General features: G+C 56.9%; 18 protein-coding genes and 2 pseudogenes. 17 read left to right on the top strand and 3 right to left on the bottom strand.

Going from position 1 to position 19,148, the window contains the following annotated elements; translation table 11 throughout:
- The first annotated feature begins 248 nt into the window (after nucleotides 1-248).
- On the top strand, nucleotides 249-1,202 hold the full coding sequence (locus ACOTZD_RS21185; protein WP_023315242.1) for a nickel/cobalt transporter: 954 nt from the start codon (nucleotides 249-251) through the stop codon (nucleotides 1,200-1,202).
- A gap of 33 nt (nucleotides 1,203-1,235) precedes the next feature.
- Here ACOTZD_RS21185 and proP read toward each other — a convergent pair whose 3' ends face one another.
- The gene (gene proP / locus ACOTZD_RS21180; RefSeq protein ID WP_003860199.1) at nucleotides 1,236-2,738 is read right to left on the bottom strand and encodes a glycine betaine/L-proline transporter ProP; all 1,503 of its coding nucleotides are present in this window, start codon (nucleotides 2,736-2,738) and stop codon (nucleotides 1,236-1,238) included.
- Between the two features lie 646 nt (nucleotides 2,739-3,384).
- On the opposite strand from proP, the gene kdgT reads away from it, so the two are divergent.
- Nucleotides 3,385-4,377 carry a 2-keto-3-deoxygluconate transporter gene (gene kdgT, locus ACOTZD_RS21175; protein ID WP_003860201.1) on the top strand — a complete coding sequence of 331 codons (993 nt, stop codon included), beginning with the start codon at nucleotides 3,385-3,387 and terminating at the stop codon, nucleotides 4,375-4,377.
- Between the two features lie 35 nt (nucleotides 4,378-4,412).
- On the opposite strand, the gene ACOTZD_RS21170 is transcribed toward kdgT, so the two are convergent.
- Nucleotides 4,413-5,291 carry a diguanylate cyclase regulator RdcB family protein gene (locus ACOTZD_RS21170; RefSeq protein WP_003860203.1) on the bottom strand — a complete coding sequence of 293 codons (879 nt, stop codon included), beginning with the start codon at nucleotides 5,289-5,291 and terminating at the stop codon, nucleotides 4,413-4,415.
- Entirely contained in the window at nucleotides 5,288-7,642 is a 2,355-nt protein-coding gene (crfC, locus tag ACOTZD_RS21165) for a clamp-binding protein CrfC (RefSeq protein ID WP_045337009.1), read from the bottom strand. Before crfC ends, ACOTZD_RS21170 begins: the two co-directional genes overlap by 4 nt.
- Before the next feature lie 591 nt (nucleotides 7,643-8,233).
- On the opposite strand from crfC, the gene ACOTZD_RS21160 reads away from it, so the two are divergent.
- The 15 genes and pseudogenes from ACOTZD_RS21160 to phnO all read left to right on the top strand — a co-directional run bounded on the left by ACOTZD_RS21160 (nucleotide 8,234) and on the right by phnO (nucleotide 19,146).
- Nucleotides 8,234-8,569, top strand: a complete 336-nt coding sequence (locus tag ACOTZD_RS21160) for a zinc ribbon domain-containing protein YjdM (protein WP_003860206.1) — start codon at nucleotides 8,234-8,236, stop codon at nucleotides 8,567-8,569.
- Nucleotides 8,570-8,649: 80 nt separating this feature from the next.
- Nucleotides 8,650-9,080: pseudogene (gene yjdN, locus ACOTZD_RS21155) on the top strand (VOC family metalloprotein YjdN).
- A 173-nt stretch (nucleotides 9,081-9,253) separates the two neighbouring features.
- Nucleotides 9,254-10,042: pseudogene (gene phnC / locus ACOTZD_RS21150) on the top strand (phosphonate ABC transporter ATP-binding protein).
- Nucleotides 10,043-10,064: 22 nt separating this feature from the next.
- Nucleotides 10,065-11,081, top strand: a complete 1,017-nt coding sequence (phnD, locus tag ACOTZD_RS21145; protein ID WP_023324026.1) for a phosphonate ABC transporter substrate-binding protein — start codon at nucleotides 10,065-10,067, stop codon at nucleotides 11,079-11,081.
- A gap of 53 nt (nucleotides 11,082-11,134) precedes the next feature.
- On the top strand, nucleotides 11,135-11,914 hold the full coding sequence (gene phnE, locus ACOTZD_RS21140) for a phosphonate ABC transporter, permease protein PhnE (protein ID WP_023302942.1): 780 nt from the start codon (nucleotides 11,135-11,137) through the stop codon (nucleotides 11,912-11,914).
- 20 nt (nucleotides 11,915-11,934) lie between these two features.
- Nucleotides 11,935-12,660 (top strand): phosphonate metabolism transcriptional regulator PhnF, encoded by a 726-nt coding sequence (phnF, locus tag ACOTZD_RS21135; RefSeq protein ID WP_003860215.1) that lies wholly within the window; start codon nucleotides 11,935-11,937, stop codon nucleotides 12,658-12,660.
- Complete coding sequence (phnG, locus tag ACOTZD_RS21130; protein WP_003860217.1) at nucleotides 12,661-13,113, top strand: phosphonate C-P lyase system protein PhnG; 453 nt, start codon at nucleotides 12,661-12,663, stop codon at nucleotides 13,111-13,113.
- Complete coding sequence (gene phnH / locus ACOTZD_RS21125) at nucleotides 13,110-13,694, top strand: phosphonate C-P lyase system protein PhnH (RefSeq protein WP_421636365.1); 585 nt, start codon at nucleotides 13,110-13,112, stop codon at nucleotides 13,692-13,694. Before phnG ends, phnH begins: the two co-directional genes overlap by 4 nt.
- Nucleotides 13,694-14,758 (top strand): carbon-phosphorus lyase complex subunit PhnI, encoded by a 1,065-nt coding sequence (locus ACOTZD_RS21120; protein WP_045894777.1) that lies wholly within the window; start codon nucleotides 13,694-13,696, stop codon nucleotides 14,756-14,758. Before phnH ends, ACOTZD_RS21120 begins: the two co-directional genes overlap by 1 nt.
- Nucleotides 14,751-15,596: an alpha-D-ribose 1-methylphosphonate 5-phosphate C-P-lyase PhnJ gene (gene phnJ / locus ACOTZD_RS21115; RefSeq protein ID WP_006810438.1), complete on the top strand. Its 846-nt coding sequence runs from the start codon at nucleotides 14,751-14,753 to the stop codon at nucleotides 15,594-15,596. Before ACOTZD_RS21120 ends, phnJ begins: the two co-directional genes overlap by 8 nt.
- On the top strand, nucleotides 15,593-16,348 hold the full coding sequence (phnK, locus tag ACOTZD_RS21110) for a phosphonate C-P lyase system protein PhnK (RefSeq protein WP_003860225.1): 756 nt from the start codon (nucleotides 15,593-15,595) through the stop codon (nucleotides 16,346-16,348). Before phnJ ends, phnK begins: the two co-directional genes overlap by 4 nt.
- A 9-nt stretch (nucleotides 16,349-16,357) precedes the next feature.
- A complete protein-coding gene (gene phnL, locus ACOTZD_RS21105; protein ID WP_003860227.1) occupies nucleotides 16,358-17,038 on the top strand; it encodes a phosphonate C-P lyase system protein PhnL in 681 nt (226 codons plus the stop codon).
- On the top strand, nucleotides 17,035-18,171 hold the full coding sequence (gene phnM / locus ACOTZD_RS21100) for an alpha-D-ribose 1-methylphosphonate 5-triphosphate diphosphatase (protein ID WP_003860229.1): 1,137 nt from the start codon (nucleotides 17,035-17,037) through the stop codon (nucleotides 18,169-18,171). The genes phnL and phnM overlap by 4 nt, the downstream gene beginning before the upstream one ends.
- A complete protein-coding gene (gene phnN, locus ACOTZD_RS21095; protein WP_086527943.1) occupies nucleotides 18,168-18,719 on the top strand; it encodes a ribose 1,5-bisphosphokinase in 552 nt (183 codons plus the stop codon). Before phnM ends, phnN begins: the two co-directional genes overlap by 4 nt.
- On the top strand, nucleotides 18,712-19,146 hold the full coding sequence (gene phnO, locus ACOTZD_RS21090) for an aminoalkylphosphonate N-acetyltransferase (RefSeq protein ID WP_015570217.1): 435 nt from the start codon (nucleotides 18,712-18,714) through the stop codon (nucleotides 19,144-19,146). Before phnN ends, phnO begins: the two co-directional genes overlap by 8 nt.
- Nucleotides 19,147-19,148: the final 2 nt, after the last annotated feature.

Raw genomic sequence — 19,148 nt, 5'->3', positions numbered from 1 at the left:
TTCAACCGACCGGGTTGTTTGTGAAGTGATTCACATCCGCCGTGTCGATGGAGGCGCATTATAGGGAGTTCCCGAGCGACCGCAACAGAAAAGTTGCAAAAAAATGACTGATTGCTGTATTCCCCAGCAAAACCCCGCCTTATACCTTTTTACGCACAGACTTATCCACAATCCATTGACGATCCCGGTGTGATCCAGCGATTTGAACACTATACTAGCGGCAAATATTTCTCTCGCGGGTCAACCTCATGACGACACAACGACTTCAACGTGACTGGCGTCTCCCAACCGCCGGGCTCGCCGTGCTGGTGTTACTTATGGCAGGTTTTGCACTGCATGGGCACTGGAATGCTTTTATTCAGTGGTGCCTCGCCACCCAGATCACCCTGCACCGTTATCTGGTGATGTATTTGCTGCAACTTAATAATCATCAGTACAGCGGTGGGCTGTGGTTGTTAACCGGTGCGTTTCTTTATGGTGTACTCCATGCCGTTGGACCGGGACACGGCAAATTCATCGTCACCACGTATCTCACCACCAATAAAGAGAGCCAGCTCGCGGCGCGCGTCGTACCGTTTATCGGTAGCCTGATGCAGGGCGTCAGCGCAATCGCCTTTGTCTTTATCCTGGCGGTTGGATTGAACTTCGCGTCAGGGGATATCAGCACCAGCCGTTGGTACGTCGAGAAAATCAGCGCCCTAGTGATTGCCGCCTTCGGTGCATTTATCATTTATCAGGCGCTCAGCAGCCTGCGTCCGCGCAAAATGGCGATTAGCGCCATCAAGCCGCTTCACCAGCATAATGAACATTGTGGCTGCGGCCATCACGGCGTAGGGGTGGATCTGGCTAAAAGCGACTGGAAAACCCGTCTGGGCGTGGTGCTGGCCATAGGCGCACGCCCGTGCAGCGGGGCAATTATGATCCTGATGTTCTCGAATGCGCTCGGCATTATTAGCTGGGGGATTGCTGCTGTGATGACAATGTCGCTGGGCACGGCGCTGTCGATTATGGGGCTGTCGCTGGCAGTACGTTACGCACGTGAACGCACAGTAGCCTGGTTTGGTGGCGGCACGTCCCTGAACTGGATAATGCCGATGGTCAAAATTGCCGGAGGGGTTGTTCTGATACTGTTCGCGACGGTCCTGTTTCTGACGGTGATCCCCGTCAGCGCTGGCGGCGACTACATCGCCGCAGGATGCTAATAAAAGAAAACCCGCCAGCGGCGGGTTTTTTTATCACTCGTTAATTCTTGGATGCTGGTCAACCAGGCGAGAACGTTTTTTCTGGAGCGCCTCGATCTCTGCGTCAATATCTTCAATCTTCTGCTCTACATTATCGTAGTGCTCACGCAGGATCTCTTTCGCTTCCTGAATATCAGACGCCGCAGGCGTTGCCCCTTTCAGGGGACGATTCGCCGTCTCCTTCATGGTAATACCGGTAATCAGGCCGACCACCGCAATGACCATCAGATAGTAAGCAGGCATCATCAGGTTCTGCGTGCTCTCCACCAGTGAAGCAGCAAGTGTCGGCGTCAGGCCCGCAATCAGAACGGAGATATTAAAGGCTGCCGCCAGCGCACTGTAGCGAATATGCGTCGGGAACATTGCCGGCAGCGTAGAAGCCATCACCCCGATGAAGCAGTTAAGGATCACTGCCAGCATCAGCAGACCGGCGAAAATCAGCCCCAGCACATTGCTGTTAATCAGAATAAAGGCCGGAATTGCCAGTGCGAACAAGGCGACGCTGCCGAGAATAATGAATGGCTTACGGCCAAAGCGGTCGCTCAACAGACCCATAATCGGCTGCACAAACAGCATACCTACCATGATGGCGATAATAATCAGCACACCGTGGTCTTCCGAGTAGTGCAGGTTATGCGACAGGTAGCTCGGCATGTAGGTCAGCAGCATGTAATAGGTGACGTTGGTGGAAATCACCAGACCAATACAGGTCAGCAGGCTGCGCCAGTGTTTGGTCGCAATCTCCTTGAACGACACTTTCGGGCCATCCTGTAACCCTTCACGGTCACCCTGCTCCAGCTTTTCAACGTGCTGCTGGAACGCAGGCGTCTCTTCCAGGGCGTGACGCAGGTAAAGCCCAATGATGCCCAGCGGCAGCGCCAGGAAGAACGGAATACGCCAGCCCCAGTCAAGGAAGTTCTCTTCACCCACTACGGTTGAGATCAGAACGACAACCCCCGCGCCCATGACGAATCCGGCAATCGAACCAAAGTCCAGCCAGCTGCCCATAAAGCCGCGTTTACGGTCCGGAGAATATTCGGCGACAAAAATCGATGCACCGGTATATTCGCCGCCAACGGAGAAGCCCTGCGCCATCTTACAGATCAACAGCAGAATCGGCGCCCATATACCAATAGTCGCATACGACGGAATAAGGCCGATACAGAATGTACTTATCGACATGATGACAATGGTAATAGCCAGGATTTTCTGGCGACCATATTTATCACCCAGCATGCCGAAGAAAAGACCACCAAGAGGGCGAATCAGGAAGGGAACGGAGAACGTACCCAGCGCGGCAATCATCTGCAAGCTGGGATCGGCACCGGGGAAGAACACTTTACCAAGTGCATAGGCCACAAAGCCGTAAACACCAAAATCGAACCACTCCATCGCATTACCGAGCGAGGCCGCTGTAATCGCTTTGCGCAGTTTCGCGTCATCAATAATGGTGACATCGCGCAGCGTGATGGGTTTTACTTTTTTCCTTCTAAGCATAGCTTTCCTCGTAGACTCAGCCCCGTCCGTTTCACAGCGCATTTTGCAAGCTGTGAACCAGAGATCCGCTCCATGCGAATCTCCTTATTCAAGCGTAGCAGGTTTACTTACATTGACGTTTTACCTCAATACAACCGAACCTGTTGACGCCTGTCTGGGCAGTTAAAGACCTTTTTACCCTACCAGCGTTTATATATGTGATCAACTTCACATATATTTTTCCTGTTCGTAAGATGCCTTCAGCTTTTGTCAATTCACGATAAGTAAGGTCATTCTCAACCCCCTTATCAAACAGATCTTAACGCCCGTTATTATTCATTCCCAAACAAAATACAGACACATTTCTTCACAGCGAATTTACACAAAATTTAATTATTAACCATGGGCAATCCTGTTTCCATTCAATATGTGACAGAGATAACTAAAACAACGTTTCGTTTTGATTGAATCGCAATTCCAAAGATCGCATGATAAATCCGAACACGATATCTCAGCGGCTTTCAAATGAAGGAATACTGAACGCCTTAATTTCACTTTACAGCATAAGTAACGAATCGATTGGCCTCCAAAAAGGCAATCATTTGAATTTGTTGATCTATTTTTTGAGATTTCCGCCAGCCACGCGGGCGAGATGTGAGGGTTAATGATGAAGATTAAAGCAACTATAGAACGCATCCCGGGCGGGATGATGCTGGTCCCGCTGGTACTTGGCGCGATATTAAATACGCTGGCCCCGAATACCGGTGCTTATTTTGGCGGTTTTACAAAAGGTATGATCACCGGAACGGTACCGATTCTGGCAGTCTGGTTCTTTTGCATCGGCGCATCTATTAACTTGCGTGCAACAGGTACGGTATTACGTAAATCAGGGACGTTGGTCATTACTAAAATTGCGGTCGCCTGGGTTGTTGCCATGATCTGTGCGATGTTCATTCCGGAGAATGGAATTCAGACTGGCTTCTTCGCCGGATTATCCGTTCTGGCCATTGTCTCAGCAATGGATATGACCAACGGCGGTCTCTATGCCAGCCTGATGAATCAATATGGCACCAAAGAAGAATCGGGCGCGTTCGTGCTGATGTCCCTGGAGTCGGGTCCACTGATGACGATGTTGATTCTGGGTTCTGCTGGCCTTGCCTCCTTTGAACTACACCATTTTGTCGGGGCGATCCTGCCGTTCCTGATTGGTTTTGCGCTGGGTAACCTCGATCACGATCTGCGCGATTTCTTCAGCAAAGCCACCCCGGTACTGATCCCGTTCTTCGGCTTCGCGTTGGGCAATACCATCAACCTGAACGTAATTCTGGAAACCGGCCTGCTGGGTATTGTGCTGGGTGTTGCCGTCATCGTCATCACGGGTATTCCGCTGATTATTGCAGACCGCGTCATCGGGGGCGGCAACGGAACCGCGGGTGTGGCCGCCTCTTCGGCCGCAGGCGCTGCGGTAGCCAACCCGGTGATTATCGCCCAGATTAACCCGGCCTTTGAACCCGTAGCCGCTTCCGCCACGGCTCTGGTTGCCGCCAGCGTGATTGTGACGGCAATTCTGGTCCCTATCATCACGGCACTGTACGCCAGACGCTTTGGGCATGTGCCTGAGTCCCGGACAGAACATGAAGCGGTAGAAATGCACCACTAACCCTTTCGCCCCCCTCTTTAAAAAGAGGGGGGCAATCACGTACCAAATATCTCTTCCACCATGCCATCCACAAGCCGTTTTGCCGAACAGAGTCTTGGCATCCCCAGCGCGACCGTTTGCCAGCTCTGCGTCACTGACCAGCTCACCGGATGTTTTTCCGCCTGACACCAGTCCCCCAGCCAGCCCAGCATATCTTTATAATCAATCAGACCGGGAGAAGCGGGCGTCGTCAGCCACTGATGGTAAAAATGCCGGGTGGTGGGAGAAGCATTAATCTCCTGTGCCAGATAATTTGCGGCCATGCTGCGCAGGTTATCTTTCAGCATGGCCGCCACATCACTATTCGCCAGACGACAGGCATCGCCAAACGCCCCCCAGCGCAACTCTTCCAGCACGATAAAGCAGCGGCCAGCCAGCGACCAGCCGTCATACTGCCCGGCTCGCCAGCGGGTAAAAATTTGCTCGCTGTGCTCACCCGCCTGAACCGTAAGGCCTCGCTGCGCGAGCGCTTTCTCTTTATAGGCGGCACGCTGGTTGAAATGTGCGGAGAGCTCCTCGTACTGTTGCAACAATCCGGGAGGTTGAGGGAGGCGTGGATTCACCTGCTGGCGCAGGGCTACCAGCCTGTCGGACATACGGGTCAGCGCAAGGTGTCCGGGGTCGAGCATACCGGCAAGTTTCTCCGCCAGACCCAGCCGCAGTGCTGCATTTTCGTTGAGCATTCCCGCCATTGCCCACGGCCGCAGCCGGGTCTGCGTAATGATCTCCTGCGTCAAACGCTCACGAAATTGTAGTTGCTGTGGCCCCAGGAGGGCGTGACGTGCAGCATCCGCCCCCTGGACCAAATCGACCATAAATTTTGGATGAATACACTCCAGCGTCCGCCCGGGACCGTCCAGTAGCTGTGTTGTCATGGTTGCTCTGCCGCGAATAAGGTTTGAATATCATCGCGTAACAGTCGGGTATCTTCCTGAATCCACGCCGCAGTGGTCATACTTTGCTTCAACAACTGGCTAAGCGCCCGGGTTGAATGCTCATTCTGCTGCCGAACGGCAAGGCTATCACGCAAGCTTTCCTGTAACCCGGTCAGGCACAACGAAAACTCTGCAAAGAACGTTGCCATACCTGCCGTAACAGAGACATCGACCTGCGCGGCCAAAGCTTTACGAATTTGATCGCAAAACTGATCGGTATGTTGCGTAAATTTGCCATGAAGCTGAGCGATGTCGATGACATAGCGTGTGCGCGTCACGACATACTCCTCCCAGCCCCAGCCGGGATTATTGAGCCAGCGCGAGACGGTATTACGTACGCTGCCTGCCCCTGCTGGCTGACTGGCGGGAGGGGTGTCCTGCACAATGGCATCATTAAATAACCCGCGCGTATTGAAATTAAGCTGGTTTGCCTGAAACGCCGGGAAGCTAATCCGCGCCCGAAATCCGGCATGACTGAGCTGTTCCTTAATTCGCGTCTCGATGGGTCGCATCGCCTCATTCAACGATCGGGCGAGCGTAGACTCCAGCTGATCGAAGCGTAACGCCAGCTCCCGGCCAATTCTGCTCTGCGCATTCAGCATAATCTGCTCGCATGACGATCGGATCTTGCTCAGGACAATCTGCGCATGCCCTTCATCGTCAAGCACCAGCTGCTGGATCGCATCCGCGTCGTCTTCACGCAAACTGGATGGCTCGCGGCCTGCTAAGTCAAGAATAGACGGGCGGCTAAAAATGTCGCCCAGCGCCTGGTGAAGTTCATCTTTCTGGCGAAGCAGAAAAGCATCCGTTGCGTTGAGCGCCTCTTCAACTTCATGCTGGACCTCATCGCTCACCACGCTCTGCCGCTGACGCAGCATCGTCATATCCTCTTCCAGGCGCGCAATATTCAGCTCCAGCTCATCAAAAGCGACCGTCAGTCCCTGATGGCGAAAGTCCAGGTATTCTCTGGCATTTTGCGCATAGTTCAGCAGCTTATGCGATGCCGACCGTAAAGCGAACAGTGAGGCGTTGGCGTAAGCCGCGTAAATCAGTTTGCGGATGGGCTGTTCGAACAGCGAATCCTCCCACAGCAGATCCGCCGCATGGCGAATATGGTCAATATCGTCCAGGTCGGCCGTTCGCCAGCGGCGGCCCAGCGCGGCCTCGGCAAAATCCTGTACCCAACGCTGATCCTGATGATCGGGAAGGCGCCCATGGACGTTCATCTCATAGCGGGCGCGGTTTGCCAGATAGGCCCACATGGAAGAGACCGGATAAATTTGCCCCGGAGAAATATTCCCTTTCATCAGCGTGCCGGAAATCATCGCCCGCACCTGCTCTTCATCGTCGCTATTACGATCTTTCTGATCGAATTTGTTGACCAGGGCGTAAAGCGGCACGGATTTCCCGGCAGCCGAAATTGCCTGACGAACCTCAGCATCAGAAATGGATTTAAGCTGGGTGTAGTCCATCACCGCCAGAACGGCGGAGGCGCGCGCCAACTGCTCATTGAGCATTTTTTGCAGGTGCGGCTGACCGGCCTCGTTCGGCCCCGGCGTGTCGAGCAGCGTCAGTTGCCCCAGGTGCGCATCCAGACCGGCGAGATGCACAAACTCCACCTCAATCACCGGAATATGTTCAATCGCGGCATACTCAGAGAACGGAAACTCCACGCCTAGCGCCTGAGAAAGCCGCACCAGATCGTTCAGGCTTTTCAGACAATGAAAGATGGGCTCCGCGCCCAGGTGATGTTTTTCAAACGCCTCACCTCTTTCTATGCGCTCCAGCAGCGTATTCATGTCCTTGTCGATTTCCAGACGCCGCGCCAGCTTGCCGCGATCTTTATCGCACAGTTTTTTCTGCAACTGGGTAATCAGGGTATCGATGGGCGAAACGTGCAAAAAATGCAGCACCGGCTCCTTCTGGCCCGGCGTATGGCGGATCAGCGTGGGAAGCGCCGTCATCGGACGATTGCGGTTCGGCAGCACTTCCGTGCCCACAATCGCATTAATGGTGGTCGATTTTCCCGCTTTCATGGTACCCACAATCGCCAGTACCATTTCGAGGCGGGTTATTTTGCGTAATTCATTATTCAGCATCGCCTGCTGAGCGTCGACACCTCGTGCGCTAAAATGCAATGGCAAAACGTTGTTATTAACGCCGCTCATGGCAGCGGTTGTGCTATCCAGTTTTGCAATCGGCATAGATTTTAATGAATCAAGATTGTTCAGAGCGAGCTGTAACAAACGTTCAGCTTCCTGGCTTAATTCAAATATGGTCTGTGTGTGCATGATAAAAGCCTTCCCTTAACGCAAATTTATTACTTTTATTAAGCCACGATGTTTTAATTATACTTTTCAGGCTTATATGATCACGTATGGAAAACATGTTCATTTAATACAACTAACTGAAGATAATGAGAATTTAAAACCCACCCTCGTAATACGTGTAAAACATCCCCTGGCCAGAAAGCCAAAAGTGAATAGACAAAACGCATTTTCAGGAAACATCAGGATATATCATCGTTATTTACCCACCAAAAAAGAGAGGTATTCCCTGACGCCAAAAGATGTATGTCGTCAGAGGAGGGTAGATAAATAACGGCTTGTTCCTTCACCTTATCCGAAATGGCACAGCGTAGCAATTTGCTGTAATAAAATATTCGATACATTTAGCATGATTACGATCTCTGCCGTTCAGGGCATACGCTTCTCTTAATTCACTGACAGTTCGTGTCATCGCTTGCGCATTTATGCGCTATTTTTATAAAACAATATCACCGACAAAAGTGGGGATTTGCGTTATACTCGCTGCCTTTTTCGGCACACTGCCGTCATTTAGCTGGCGTTTTCCAGCGTGTTAACACTTTTGAGGATACCCACATGCAACTTCCACACTGCCCGAAATGCAATTCTGAATACACCTATGAAGACAATGGCATGTTCGTTTGCCCGGAATGCGCCCATGAATGGAACGATGCGGAGCCTGCGCAGGACAGCGATGCGCTGATCGTGAAAGACGCGAATGGCAACCTGCTGGCAGACGGCGACAGCGTTACCGTTGTGAAAGATCTTAAGGTAAAAGGCAGCTCCTCCATGCTGAAGATCGGCACTAAAGTTAAAAATATCCGTCTGGTTGAAGGCGATCATAATATTGACTGCAAAATTGACGGCTTCGGTCCGATGAAACTGAAATCTGAGTTCGTGAAAAAGAACTGATTGTCCCGCCCGGTGACGCTTCGCTTACCGGGCGTTCGGGAACTACACTTAACGGGCTTTTCTTACGTGAGGTAAAGATTATGCCGTTAAGTCCCTACATCTCTTTCGCCGGCAACTGTGCGGAGGCGACGGCCTTCTATCAGCAGGCCGTCGGCGCAGAACTCCTCTACAAAATCACCTTCGGCGAAATGCCCAAAGACGAAACAGCGAAGAAGGCTGTCCGTCAGGCATGAACTTCCCGGATACCGCCATCGCCCACTCTAATGTCCGCATTGCCGGCAGCGATATCATGATGAGCGATGGTCTGCCACCCGGTAGCAGCACGCAGTACGCCGGATTTACGCTGGTGCTCGACACGCAGGACGTGGATGAAGGCAAACGCTGGTTCGACAACCTCTCTGATGGCGGCAATGTCGAAATGGCCTGGCAGGAGACTTTCTGGGCGCACGGATTCGGGAAAGTCACCGATAAATACGGCGTGCCGTGGATGATTAATGTCGTTAAATCATAGGCCGCATAAGCGCAGCGCATCCGGCAACAGCGCCCGGTCGCGCTGCGCTGGCCGGGCCTAGGGTGATTGTCATCAAACTCCCCTCAACTCTTCAAACTCCCGCAACCAACACTTAACCTGAATGTCATATTGATGCGCCAGCATGAGGCCACATTTATCGTGAGGCCGGGCACATGCAAACTGTCATTCGCGTCGAGAAACTGAGCAAAACCTTCCATCACAACAAGGCGCTGCATGCCGTTGATCTGACCGTCCAGCAGGGCGAAATGGTGGCGCTGTTGGGGCCGTCTGGTTCAGGTAAATCCACCCTTCTTCGTCACTTGAGCGGCCTGATTACCTGTGACAAAACGCCGGAAAGCCGCGTCGAACTGCTGGGGAACACCGTGCAACATGCGGGGCGTCTGGCGAGCGATATTCGCAAAAGCCGCGCTCAGACGGGCTATATCTTTCAGCAGTTCAACCTGGTGAACCGCCTGACCGTGCTCGAGAACGTGCTGATTGGCGCGCTCGGCAGCACCCCGTTCTGGCGCACCTGCCTGCGCTGGTTCTCCCCATCCCAGAAGCAAGAAGCCTTACAGGCGCTGACCCGCGTCGGCATGGCGCATTTCGCCCACTAGCGCGTCTCCACGCTCTCCGGCGGACAGCAGCAGCGCGTCGCCATTGCCCGCGCCCTGATGCAGAAAGCCAAAATTATCCTGGCCGATGAACCTATCGCCTCGCTGGATCCGGAATCGGCCCGCATCGTGATGGAAACCCTGCGCGACATCAATCAGAACGACGGCATCACCGTGGTGGTGACGCTGCATCAGGTGGATTACGCCCTGCGCTACTGCGAGCGCATCGTCGCCCTGCGTCAGGGACATGTGTTCTTTGATGGCGCAAGCCACCAGTTTGATAACGAACGTTTTGACCATCTCTACCGCAGCGTAAACCGCGTCGAAGAGCGCGCGCAGGCTGCATAACGACCCATAACGAGGAATGGAAATGAGCTATAAAACGGTTGCCGCGCTGGCCTTCACCAGCATGTTCAGCATCAGCACCCTGTTAAGCCCGGCCCACGCCGAGGAGCAGGAAAAAGCACTGAACTTTGGCATCATTTCGACAGAATCACAGCAGAACCTGAAACCCCAGTGGGAACCGTTCCTGAAAGATATGGAAACCAAACTGGGGATCAAAGTGAACGCGTTCTTCGCCCCGGATTACGCGGGCATCATTCAGGGAATGCGCTTCAACAAAGTCGACATCGCCTGGTATGGCAACCTCTCTGCTATGGAAGCGGTAGATCGCGCGAACGGCCAGGTGTTCGCCCAGACCGTTGCGGCAGACGGCTCTCCGGGCTACTGGAGCGTGCTGATCGTTAACAAAGACAGCCCGATCAACAACCTCAACGACATGCTCGCCAAACGCAAAGAGCTGACCTTTGGTAACGGCGACCCGAACTCTACCTCCGGCTTCCTCGTCCCTGGCTACTACGTCTTCGCGAAAAACAACGTCTCCGCCAGCGACTTTAAGCGCACGGTTAACGCCAGCCACGAAACCAATGCCCTGGCCGTGGCGAATAAGCAGGTTGACGTTGCTACCAACAACACTGAAAACCTCGACAAGCTGAAGACCTCCGCGCCGGAAAAGCTGAAGGAAATCAAGGTTATCTGGAAATCACCGCTGATCCCGGGCGACCCGATCGTGTGGCGCAAAAACCTCTCCGAGAACACCAAGGACAAGGTCTACGACTTCTTTATGAACTACGGCAAAACGCCGGAAGAGAAAGCGGTTCTGGCACGTCTGGGCTGGGCACCGTTCCGCGCGTCCAGCGATTTGCAACTGGTGCCGATTCGCCAGCTGGCGCTGTTCAAGCAGATGCAGGGCGTGAAGGACAACAAAGGCCTGAAGGACGAAGAGAAGAACAGCAAAGTGTCGGAAATTCAGGCGCAGCTGGACGATCTTGACCGCCTGACCGCCGCGCTCGGCGCCATGACCAGCGTGAATAAAGCGGTGCAGTAACGCCTTTCTCCCTCTCCCTCAAGGGAGAGGGGACTAAACCCAAAGGAGCCAACATGCAAACCATCACCCTCCCGCCGCCAAAACGCAGCTGGTTCTCGCTCATAAGCTGGGCTGTTCTGCTGGCGGTGCTCGTTATCTCCTGGAAGGGCGCGGAGATGGATCCGCTGCTGCTCTTCAGGGACTCAGGCAACATGGCGACCTTCGCCGCCGACTTCTTCCCACCGGACTTCAGCCAGTGGCAGGACTACCTCGGTGAAATGGCGATCACCCTGCAAATTGCCGTCTGGGGCACCGCCCTCGCCGTGATCCTCTCCATTCCGTTTGGCCTGATGAGCGCCGAAAACATCGTGCCATGGTGGGTTTACCAGCCGATGCGCCGCCTGATGGACGCCTGTCGCGCCATCAACGAAATGGTCTTTGCGATGCTATTCGTGGTCGCCGTCGGCCTGGGTCCGTTCGCGGGCGTGATGGCGCTGTTCATCCACACCACCGGCGTGCTCTCCAAGCTGCTCTCCGAAGCGGTTGAAGCCATCGAGCCCGGCCCGGTGGAAGGCATCCGGGCAACCGGAGCGAACAAAATCGAAGAGATCCTGTACGGCGTCCTGCCGCAGGTGATGCCGTTGCTCATCTCCTATTCCCTGTACCGCTTCGAGTCCAACGTTCGCTCCGCCACCGTGGTCGGCATGGTGGGCGCAGGCGGCATTGGCGTCACCCTGTGGGAAGCGATTCGTGGTTTCCAGTTCCAGCAAACCTGCGCCCTGATGGTGCTCATCATCGTCACCGTCAGCCTGCTGGATTTCCTCTCTCAACGTTTGCGTAAGCACTTCATCTGAGAAGCGAGGCTTTGATTGGTATGCACTTATCCAGACATCCGACCAGTTACCCCACCCGCTGGCAAGAGATTGCGGCAAAGCTCGAAGTGGAGCTGCGCACGCACTATCGCTGCGGAGACTACCTGCCTGCCGAGCAGCAGCTTGCCGACCGCTACGAAGTGAATCGTCACACCCTGCGTCGTGCCATCGATCAACTGGTGGAGCGCGGCTGGGTCCAGCGTCGTCAGGGCGTCGGCGTGCTGGTGCTGATGCGTCCGTTTGACTACCCGCTTAATGCCCAGGCGCGTTTTAGCCAGAACCTTCTCGATCAGGGCAGCCACCCCACCAGCGAAAAGCTGCTGTCTGTCCTGCGCCCGGCCTCCCGCCACGTGGCGGACGCGCTGGGGATTCAGGAGGGCGACAACGTCGTTCACCTGCGCACGTTGCGCCGGGTGAACGGCGTGGCGGTCTGTCAGATCGACCACTACTTCGCGGACCTCACCCTCTGGCCCGTTCTGCAACATTTCGCCAGCGGTTCCCTGCATGATTTTCTTCAGGACGCGACGGGTATCGTGCTCAAACGCACCCAGACGCGCATCAGCGCCCGCCGCGCGCAGGCGAAAGAGAGCAAGGTGCTGGAGATCCCCAACATGGCCCCGCTGCTCTGCGTGCGCACCCTCAACCACCGTGACGGCGACGTCAACGCAACGGAATACTCCGTCAGCCTGACCCGCGCCGACATGATTGAATTTACCATGGAGCACTGAATGCACTTCGACACCTCCACTCGTCAGCGCTGGATGCGCGTGCTGGCCCACAGCCAGCCTGCTGCGCTGGCTGCCCGCATGAACGCGCTCGGCCTGACGCCGGATTACGACACGATCCGCGCGCCGGAGATCGGCCTGGTGCAGATCCAGGCACGCATGGGCGGCACCGGCGAGCGCTTCTTCGCCGGCGATGCCACCCTCACCCGCGCGGTGATCCGCCTGAAAAGCGGCACGCTGGGCTACGGCTACGTACTTGGCCGCGACAAAACGCACGCCGAGCGCTGCGCAGCGATCGACGCGCTTTTACAGGAACAGCCGCATTTTCAGACGTTAATGGAAACCCTTATTGCCCCGCTGGAAGCTGACCGCGCCGCACGCCTTGCCGCGCGTCAGGCCGAAGTAAATACCAGCCGGGTCGACTTCTTTACGCTCGTTCGCGGAGACAACGCATGACGCTTCAACCTGCTTTTACCCTGGCCGTCCAGGATGCCCAACAGAGTTTCCGTCGACTGCTGAAAGCCATGAGCGAGCCGGGCGTCATTGTCTCGCTGCACCAGCTCTCCCAGGGCTGGCTGCCGCTGAACCTCGCCTCTACCAGCGTGCTGCTGACGCTGGCGGACAACGACACCCCGGTATGGCTATCAGGGGCATTGCTGAACGATATCGCCAGCCAGAACCTGCGCTTTCACACCAACGCGCCGCTGGTCGAGCAGCCCCAGCAGGCGGTCTTCACCGTGGCCGACGAGCAAATCAGCCATGAACAACTTAATGCCCTGAGCGAAGGCAGCGCCGTCGCACCGGAAACCAGCGCTACGCTGATTTTGCAGGTCTCCAGCCTGAGCGGTGGCCGCATGCTACGCCTGACGGGGGCAGGGATCGCCGACGAGCGGATGGTCGCCCCCCAGCTGCCGGAGTGCATCATTCATGAGCTGACCGAGCGCCCGCATCCGTTCCCGCTCGGTATCGACCTGATCCTGACCTGCGGCGAGCGCCTGCTGGCGATCCCGAGAACCACTCACGTGGAGGTGTGCTGATGTACGTTGCCGTCAAAGGGGGCGAGAAGGCGATTGCCGCCGCCCATGCCTTGCAGGAGCACAGACGCCGGGGGGATGACGCCTTACCCGAGCTGAGCGTCGCCCAGATTGAACAGCAGTTAAACCTGGCCGTCGACCGCGTGATGACCGAAGGCGGCATCGCAGACCGCGAGCTGGCGGCGCTGGCGCTGAAACAGGCCAGCGGCGATAACGTGGAAGCCATTTTCCTGCTGCGCGCTTACCGCACTACGCTTGCGAAGCTGGTGGTAAGCGAGCCGGTGAAAACGGCGGAAATGCGTTTAGAGCGCCGTATTTCTGCGGTGTACAAAGATATTCCTGGCGGCCAGCTGCTTGGTCCGACCTACGACTACACCCATCGCCTGCTGGACTTCACTCTACTGGCGAACGGTGAAACACCGCAGCTCAGCGTCTCTGACGCTGAACAAGACGCCTCCCCGCACGTCTTTAGCCTGCTGGCAAACCAGGGGCTGGCGAAGGCGGAAGAAGACACCGGCAGCACACCGGATGACATCACTCGCACGCCGCCGGTCTATCCCTGTTCGCGCTCGTCCCGCCTGCAACAGCTGATGCGCGGCGATGAAGGGTATCTGCTGGCGCTGGCCTACTCCACGCAGCGCGGCTACGGGCGCAACCACCCGTTCGCGGCAGAGATCCGCAGCGGTTATCTCGATGTCGAAATTGTGCCGGAAGAGCTGGGTTTTGCGGTGAACATCGGCGAACTGCTGATGACCGAGTGCGAAATGGTCAACGGTTTTGTCGCGCCAGAGAATGAAGATCCGCATTTTACCCGCGGCTACGGGCTGGTGTATGGCCTGAGCGAGCGCAAGGCGATGGCGATGGCGCTGGTTGACCGTGCGCTCCAGGCGCCGGACTACGGCGAGCATATTGCAGGCCCGGCACAGGACGAAGAGTTCGTGCTGGCCCACGCGGATAACGTTGAGGCCGCCGGCTTTGTCTCGCACCTCAAGCTGCCGCACTACGTCGATTTCCAGGCCGAACTGGAACTGCTGAAACGCCTGCAACGGGAGCGCGCCAATGGCTAACTTAAGCGGCTACAACTTTGCCTATCTGGACGAGCAAACTAAACGCATGATCCGCCGCGCCATCCTTAAGGCTGTGGCGATCCCCGGCTACCAGGTGCCGTTCGGCGGCCGCGAAATGCCGATGCCCTACGGCTGGGGCACCGGCGGTATTCAGATCACCGCCAGCGTGATCGGCGAAGCGGACGTGCTGAAGGTCATCGACCAGGGGGCAGACGACACCACCAACGCCGTGTCGATCCGCAACTTCTTTAAGCGCGTAACGGGCGTCAACACCACTGAAAAAACCGAAGACGCGACGCTGATCCAGACCCGTCACCGCATTCCGGAGACCCCGCTGACTGAAGATCAGATTTTGATTTTCCAGGTGCCGATCCCGGAGCCACTGCGTTTTATCGAGCCGCGGGAAACCGAAACCCGAACCATGCACGCCCTGGAAGAGTACGGGATCATGCAGGTCAAACTGTATGAGGACATCGCCCGCTTCGGCCATATCGCCACCACCTACGCCTATCCGGTGAAGGTGAACGGCCGCTACGTGATGGACCCGTCGCCGATCCCGAAATTCGATAACCCGAAGATGGACATGATGCCCGCCCTGCAACTTTTTGGTGCCGGACGGGAAAAACGCATCTACGCCGTACCGCCGTACACCCGTGTGGAGAGCCTGGATTTTGACGATCACCCGTTTACGGTGCAGGAGTGGGACGAGCCGTGCGCCATCTGCGGCTCGAAGCATAGCTATCTGGATGAAGTGGTGCTGGACGACACGGGCAAACGGATGTTTGTCTGCTCCGACACCGATTACTGCCGCCAACAGAGCGAGGCGAACAGCCAATGAAACCGCTGCTTTCGGTTAATAACCTGACTCACCTTTATGCACCGGGCAAAGGCTTTAGCGACGTGTCGTTTGAGCTGTGGCCGGGCGAAGTGCTGGGCATTGTCGGCGAGTCCGGCTCCGGTAAAACCACCCTGCTGAAGTCCATCTCCGCGCGCCTGACGCCGCAGAATGGCGACATTTTGTATGAGGGCGTGTCGCTGTATGGCATGAGCGAAGCCGAGCGCCGCCGCCTGCTGCGCACCGAGTGGGGCGTGGTGCACCAGCACCCGATGGATGGCCTGCGCCGCCAGGTCTCGGCGGGGGGCAACATCGGCGAACGGCTGATGGCCACCGGCGCGCGCCACTACGGCAACATCCGCGCCACGGCGCAGCACTGGCTGGAAGAGGTTGAAATTCCCGCCTCGCGCATCGACGACCTGCCGACCACCTTCTCCGGCGGCATGCAGCAGCGTTTACAGATTGCCCGCAATCTCGTCACCCATCCGAAGCTGGTGTTTATGGATGAACCGACCGGTGGGCTGGACGTCTCCGTGCAGGCGCGCCTGCTGGATCTGCTGCGCGGCCTGGTGGTGGAGCTGAACCTGGCGGTAGTGATTGTCACCCACGATTTAGGCGTTGCGCGCCTGCTGGCGGACCGCCTGCTGGTGATGAAGCAGGGTCAGGTGGTGGAAAGTGGGCTGACCGATCGGGTGCTCGACGATCCCCATCATCCGTACACCCAACTGCTGGTGTCCTCGGTATTACAGAATTAAGAGGCCAACATGATCCACGTTGAAAATGTCAGTAAAACCTTTGTGCTCCACCAGCAAAACGGTGTCCGCCTGCCGGTACTGCAAAATGCCTCATTAGAGGTCAGCAACGGCGAATGCGTGGTGCTGCATGGCCATTCCGGCAGCGGAAAATCCACCCTGCTGCGCTCCCTGTACGCCAATTATCTGCCGGACGAAGGCCATATCCATATCCGCCATAACAATGAATGGGTTGATCTGGTCCAGGCTCCCGCGCGCAAAGTGCTGGAAGTACGCCGCTCGACGATCGGCTGGGTCAGCCAGTTCCTGCGGGTGATCCCGCGGATCTCCGCCCTGGACGTGGTCATGCAGCCTCTGCTGGATCTCGGCGTGCCGCGCGAAACCTGCGCCGCTAAAGCCGCCAGCCTGCTGACGCGTCTCAACGTACCGGAGCGTCTGTGGCACCTCGCCCCGTCGACCTTTTCCGGCGGCGAGCAGCAGCGCGTCAACATCGCCCGCGGCTTTATCGTCGATTACCCGATTTTACTCCTGGATGAACCCACCGCCTCGCTCGACAGTAAAAACAGCGCAGCGGTGATAGAACTGATCGAACAGGCCAAAGCGCGCGGCGCGGCGATCGTCGGGATCTTCCACGACGACGCCGTACGCCATCGCGTGGCGGACAGACTGCACCCGATGGGGACAAACGTATGATTATCAATAATGTCAGGCTGGTGCTGGAAAATGAGGTCGTGAACGGCTCGGTTGAGGTGCGGGACGGTGTCATCCGCGCCTTTGCCGAAACCCAGAGCCGCTCACCGGACGCGATGGACGGCGAAGGCGGCTGGCTGCTACCGGGGCTGATTGAGCTGCATACCGATAATCTCGATAAATTCTTCACCCCGCGCCCGAAGGTGGACTGGCCTGCGCATTCAGCGATGAGCAGCCACGACGCGCTGATGGTCGCCAGCGGCATCACCACGGTGCTGGACGCGGTGGCGATCGGCGACGTGCGCGACGGCGGCGATCGCCTGGAGAACCTGGAGAAGATGATCAACGCCGTGGAGGAGACGCAAAAGCGCGGCCTCAACCGCGCCGAGCACCGCCTGCACCTGCGCTGCGAGCTGCCGCACCACACCACCCTGCCGCTGTTTGAGAAGCTGGTGGGCCGCGAGCCGGTCTCGCTGGTTTCCCTGATGGATCACTCGCCGGGACAGCGCCAGTTCGCCAACATTGAAAAGTATCGCGAATACTATCAGGGCAAATATTCTCTCAGCGACGCGGAGATGGCCCGTTACGAAGAAGAGCAGCTGGCGCTGGCGGCCCAGTGGTCGCAGCCGAATCGCCTCTCCATTGCCGCTATGTGCCGGGACCGTAATATTGCCCTGGCCAGCCATGATGACGCCACGCACGATCACGTGCGCGAATCCCACCAGCTTGGGAGCGTGATCGCCGAATTTCCCACCACGTTCGAGGCGGCAGAAGCATCACGTAAGCATGGCATGAACGTCCTGATGGGCGCGCCGAACATCGTACGCGGCGGGTCGCACTCCGGCAACGTGGCGGCAAGCAAGCTCGCCTCGCTCGGCCTGCTGGATATCCTCTCCTCTGACTATTACCCCGCCAGCCTGCTGGACGCGGCGTTCCGGGTGGCGGACGATGAGGGCAACAGCTTCACGCTGCCACAGGCGATTCGCCTGGTGACAAAAAACCCGGCCAGCGCGCTCAACCTTCACGATCGCGGTGAGATTGCCGAAGGCAAACGGGCAGACCTGGTGCTGGCGCACCGCAAGGGCGAGCACGTTCATATCGACCACGTCTGGCGTCAGGGAAAAAGGGTGTTCTGATGGGAAGACTCATCTGGTTAATGGGCCCGTCCGGCTCCGGGAAGGACAGCCTGCTGTCGGCGTTACGGCAGCGGGAACATTCACAGCTGCTGGTAGCGCACCGCTACATTACCCGCGCGGCAAACGCCGGGAGTGAAAACCATATCGCCCTGAGCGAGCAGGAGTTTTTTACCCGCGCCGGGCAAAACCTGCTGGCGCTGAGCTGGCATGCCAACGGTTACTACTATGGCGTCGGCATCGAGATCGACCTCTGGCTGCACGCGGGCTTTGACGTGCTGGTCAACGGCTCGCGGGCGCATCTCCCGCAGGCTCGCGCCCGGTACGAAGCGGCGTTGCTCCCGGTCTGTTTGCAGGTTTCCCCGGACGTTCTGCGTAGCCGGCTGCAAAAGCGGGGGCGCGAAAACGCGCGCGAGATCGACCAGCGGCTGGAACGGGCGGCGCGTTACACCCCGTCGGGTTGCCATCTCCTCAATAACGACGGAAGTTTGCTACAGTCAGTCGAGACCTTTCTATCGCTCATTCGCCAGAAGGTGAAACAACATGCCTGACTGCCAGCTTCGCCCCGCCACCGCCGACGATGCGCCGATCGTTTACGCGCTGATCTGCGAACTTAAGCAGGCCGAGTTCGATCATCAGGCGTTTCACGCCGGGTATCTGGCCAACTTGCAGGATCACAATATGCGCTACCAGCTGGCCGAGCTGGACGGGCAGATCATCGGGATGATCGGCCTGCATATGCAGTTTCACCTGCATCACGCCCGCTGGATCGGCGAGATCCAGGAACTGGTGGTGATGCCGCAGGCGCGTGGATTAAAAGTGGGCAGCCAGCTGCTGGCCTGGGCAGAGGACGTCGCACGGCAGGCAGGCGCCGAGCTGACCGAGCTTTCCACCAGCGTGAAGCGCGTGGACGCGCACCGTTTTTATGTTCGTGAAGGGTATACGCAAAGCCATTTCCGCTTCACCAAACCGCTGTAGAG

It is taken from the genome of Enterobacter cloacae complex sp. SHL022, from assembly GCF_049237785.1.
Lineage (GTDB): Bacteria > Pseudomonadota > Gammaproteobacteria > Enterobacterales > Enterobacteriaceae > Enterobacter > Enterobacter hormaechei_C.
Note: the sequence above shows the minus strand (reverse complement) of the source record. Positions and strands in the feature narration are given on the sequence as shown.

Bases quoted from the DNA above. Each gene is read 5' to 3' on its own strand.
- ACOTZD_RS21185 (WP_023315242.1), top strand. From the start codon at position 249: ATGACGACACAACGACTTCAACGTGACTGGCGTCTCCCAACCGCCGGG.
- proP (WP_003860199.1), bottom strand. From the start codon at position 2,738: ATGCTTAGAAGGAAAAAAGTAAAACCCATCACGCTGCGCGATGTCACC.
- kdgT (WP_003860201.1), top strand. From the start codon at position 3,385: ATGAAGATTAAAGCAACTATAGAACGCATCCCGGGCGGGATGATGCTG.
- ACOTZD_RS21170 (WP_003860203.1), bottom strand. From the start codon at position 5,291: ATGACAACACAGCTACTGGACGGTCCCGGGCGGACGCTGGAGTGTATT.
- crfC (WP_045337009.1), bottom strand. From the start codon at position 7,642: ATGCACACACAGACCATATTTGAATTAAGCCAGGAAGCTGAACGTTTG.
- ACOTZD_RS21160 (WP_003860206.1), top strand. From the start codon at position 8,234: ATGCAACTTCCACACTGCCCGAAATGCAATTCTGAATACACCTATGAA.
- phnD (WP_023324026.1), top strand. From the start codon at position 10,065: ATGAGCTATAAAACGGTTGCCGCGCTGGCCTTCACCAGCATGTTCAGC.
- phnE (WP_023302942.1), top strand. From the start codon at position 11,135: ATGCAAACCATCACCCTCCCGCCGCCAAAACGCAGCTGGTTCTCGCTC.
- phnF (WP_003860215.1), top strand. From the start codon at position 11,935: ATGCACTTATCCAGACATCCGACCAGTTACCCCACCCGCTGGCAAGAG.
- phnG (WP_003860217.1), top strand. From the start codon at position 12,661: ATGCACTTCGACACCTCCACTCGTCAGCGCTGGATGCGCGTGCTGGCC.
- phnH (WP_421636365.1), top strand. From the start codon at position 13,110: ATGACGCTTCAACCTGCTTTTACCCTGGCCGTCCAGGATGCCCAACAG.
- ACOTZD_RS21120 (WP_045894777.1), top strand. From the start codon at position 13,694: ATGTACGTTGCCGTCAAAGGGGGCGAGAAGGCGATTGCCGCCGCCCAT.
- phnJ (WP_006810438.1), top strand. From the start codon at position 14,751: ATGGCTAACTTAAGCGGCTACAACTTTGCCTATCTGGACGAGCAAACT.
- phnK (WP_003860225.1), top strand. From the start codon at position 15,593: ATGAAACCGCTGCTTTCGGTTAATAACCTGACTCACCTTTATGCACCG.
- phnL (WP_003860227.1), top strand. From the start codon at position 16,358: ATGATCCACGTTGAAAATGTCAGTAAAACCTTTGTGCTCCACCAGCAA.
- phnM (WP_003860229.1), top strand. From the start codon at position 17,035: ATGATTATCAATAATGTCAGGCTGGTGCTGGAAAATGAGGTCGTGAAC.
- phnO (WP_015570217.1), top strand. From the start codon at position 18,712: ATGCCTGACTGCCAGCTTCGCCCCGCCACCGCCGACGATGCGCCGATC.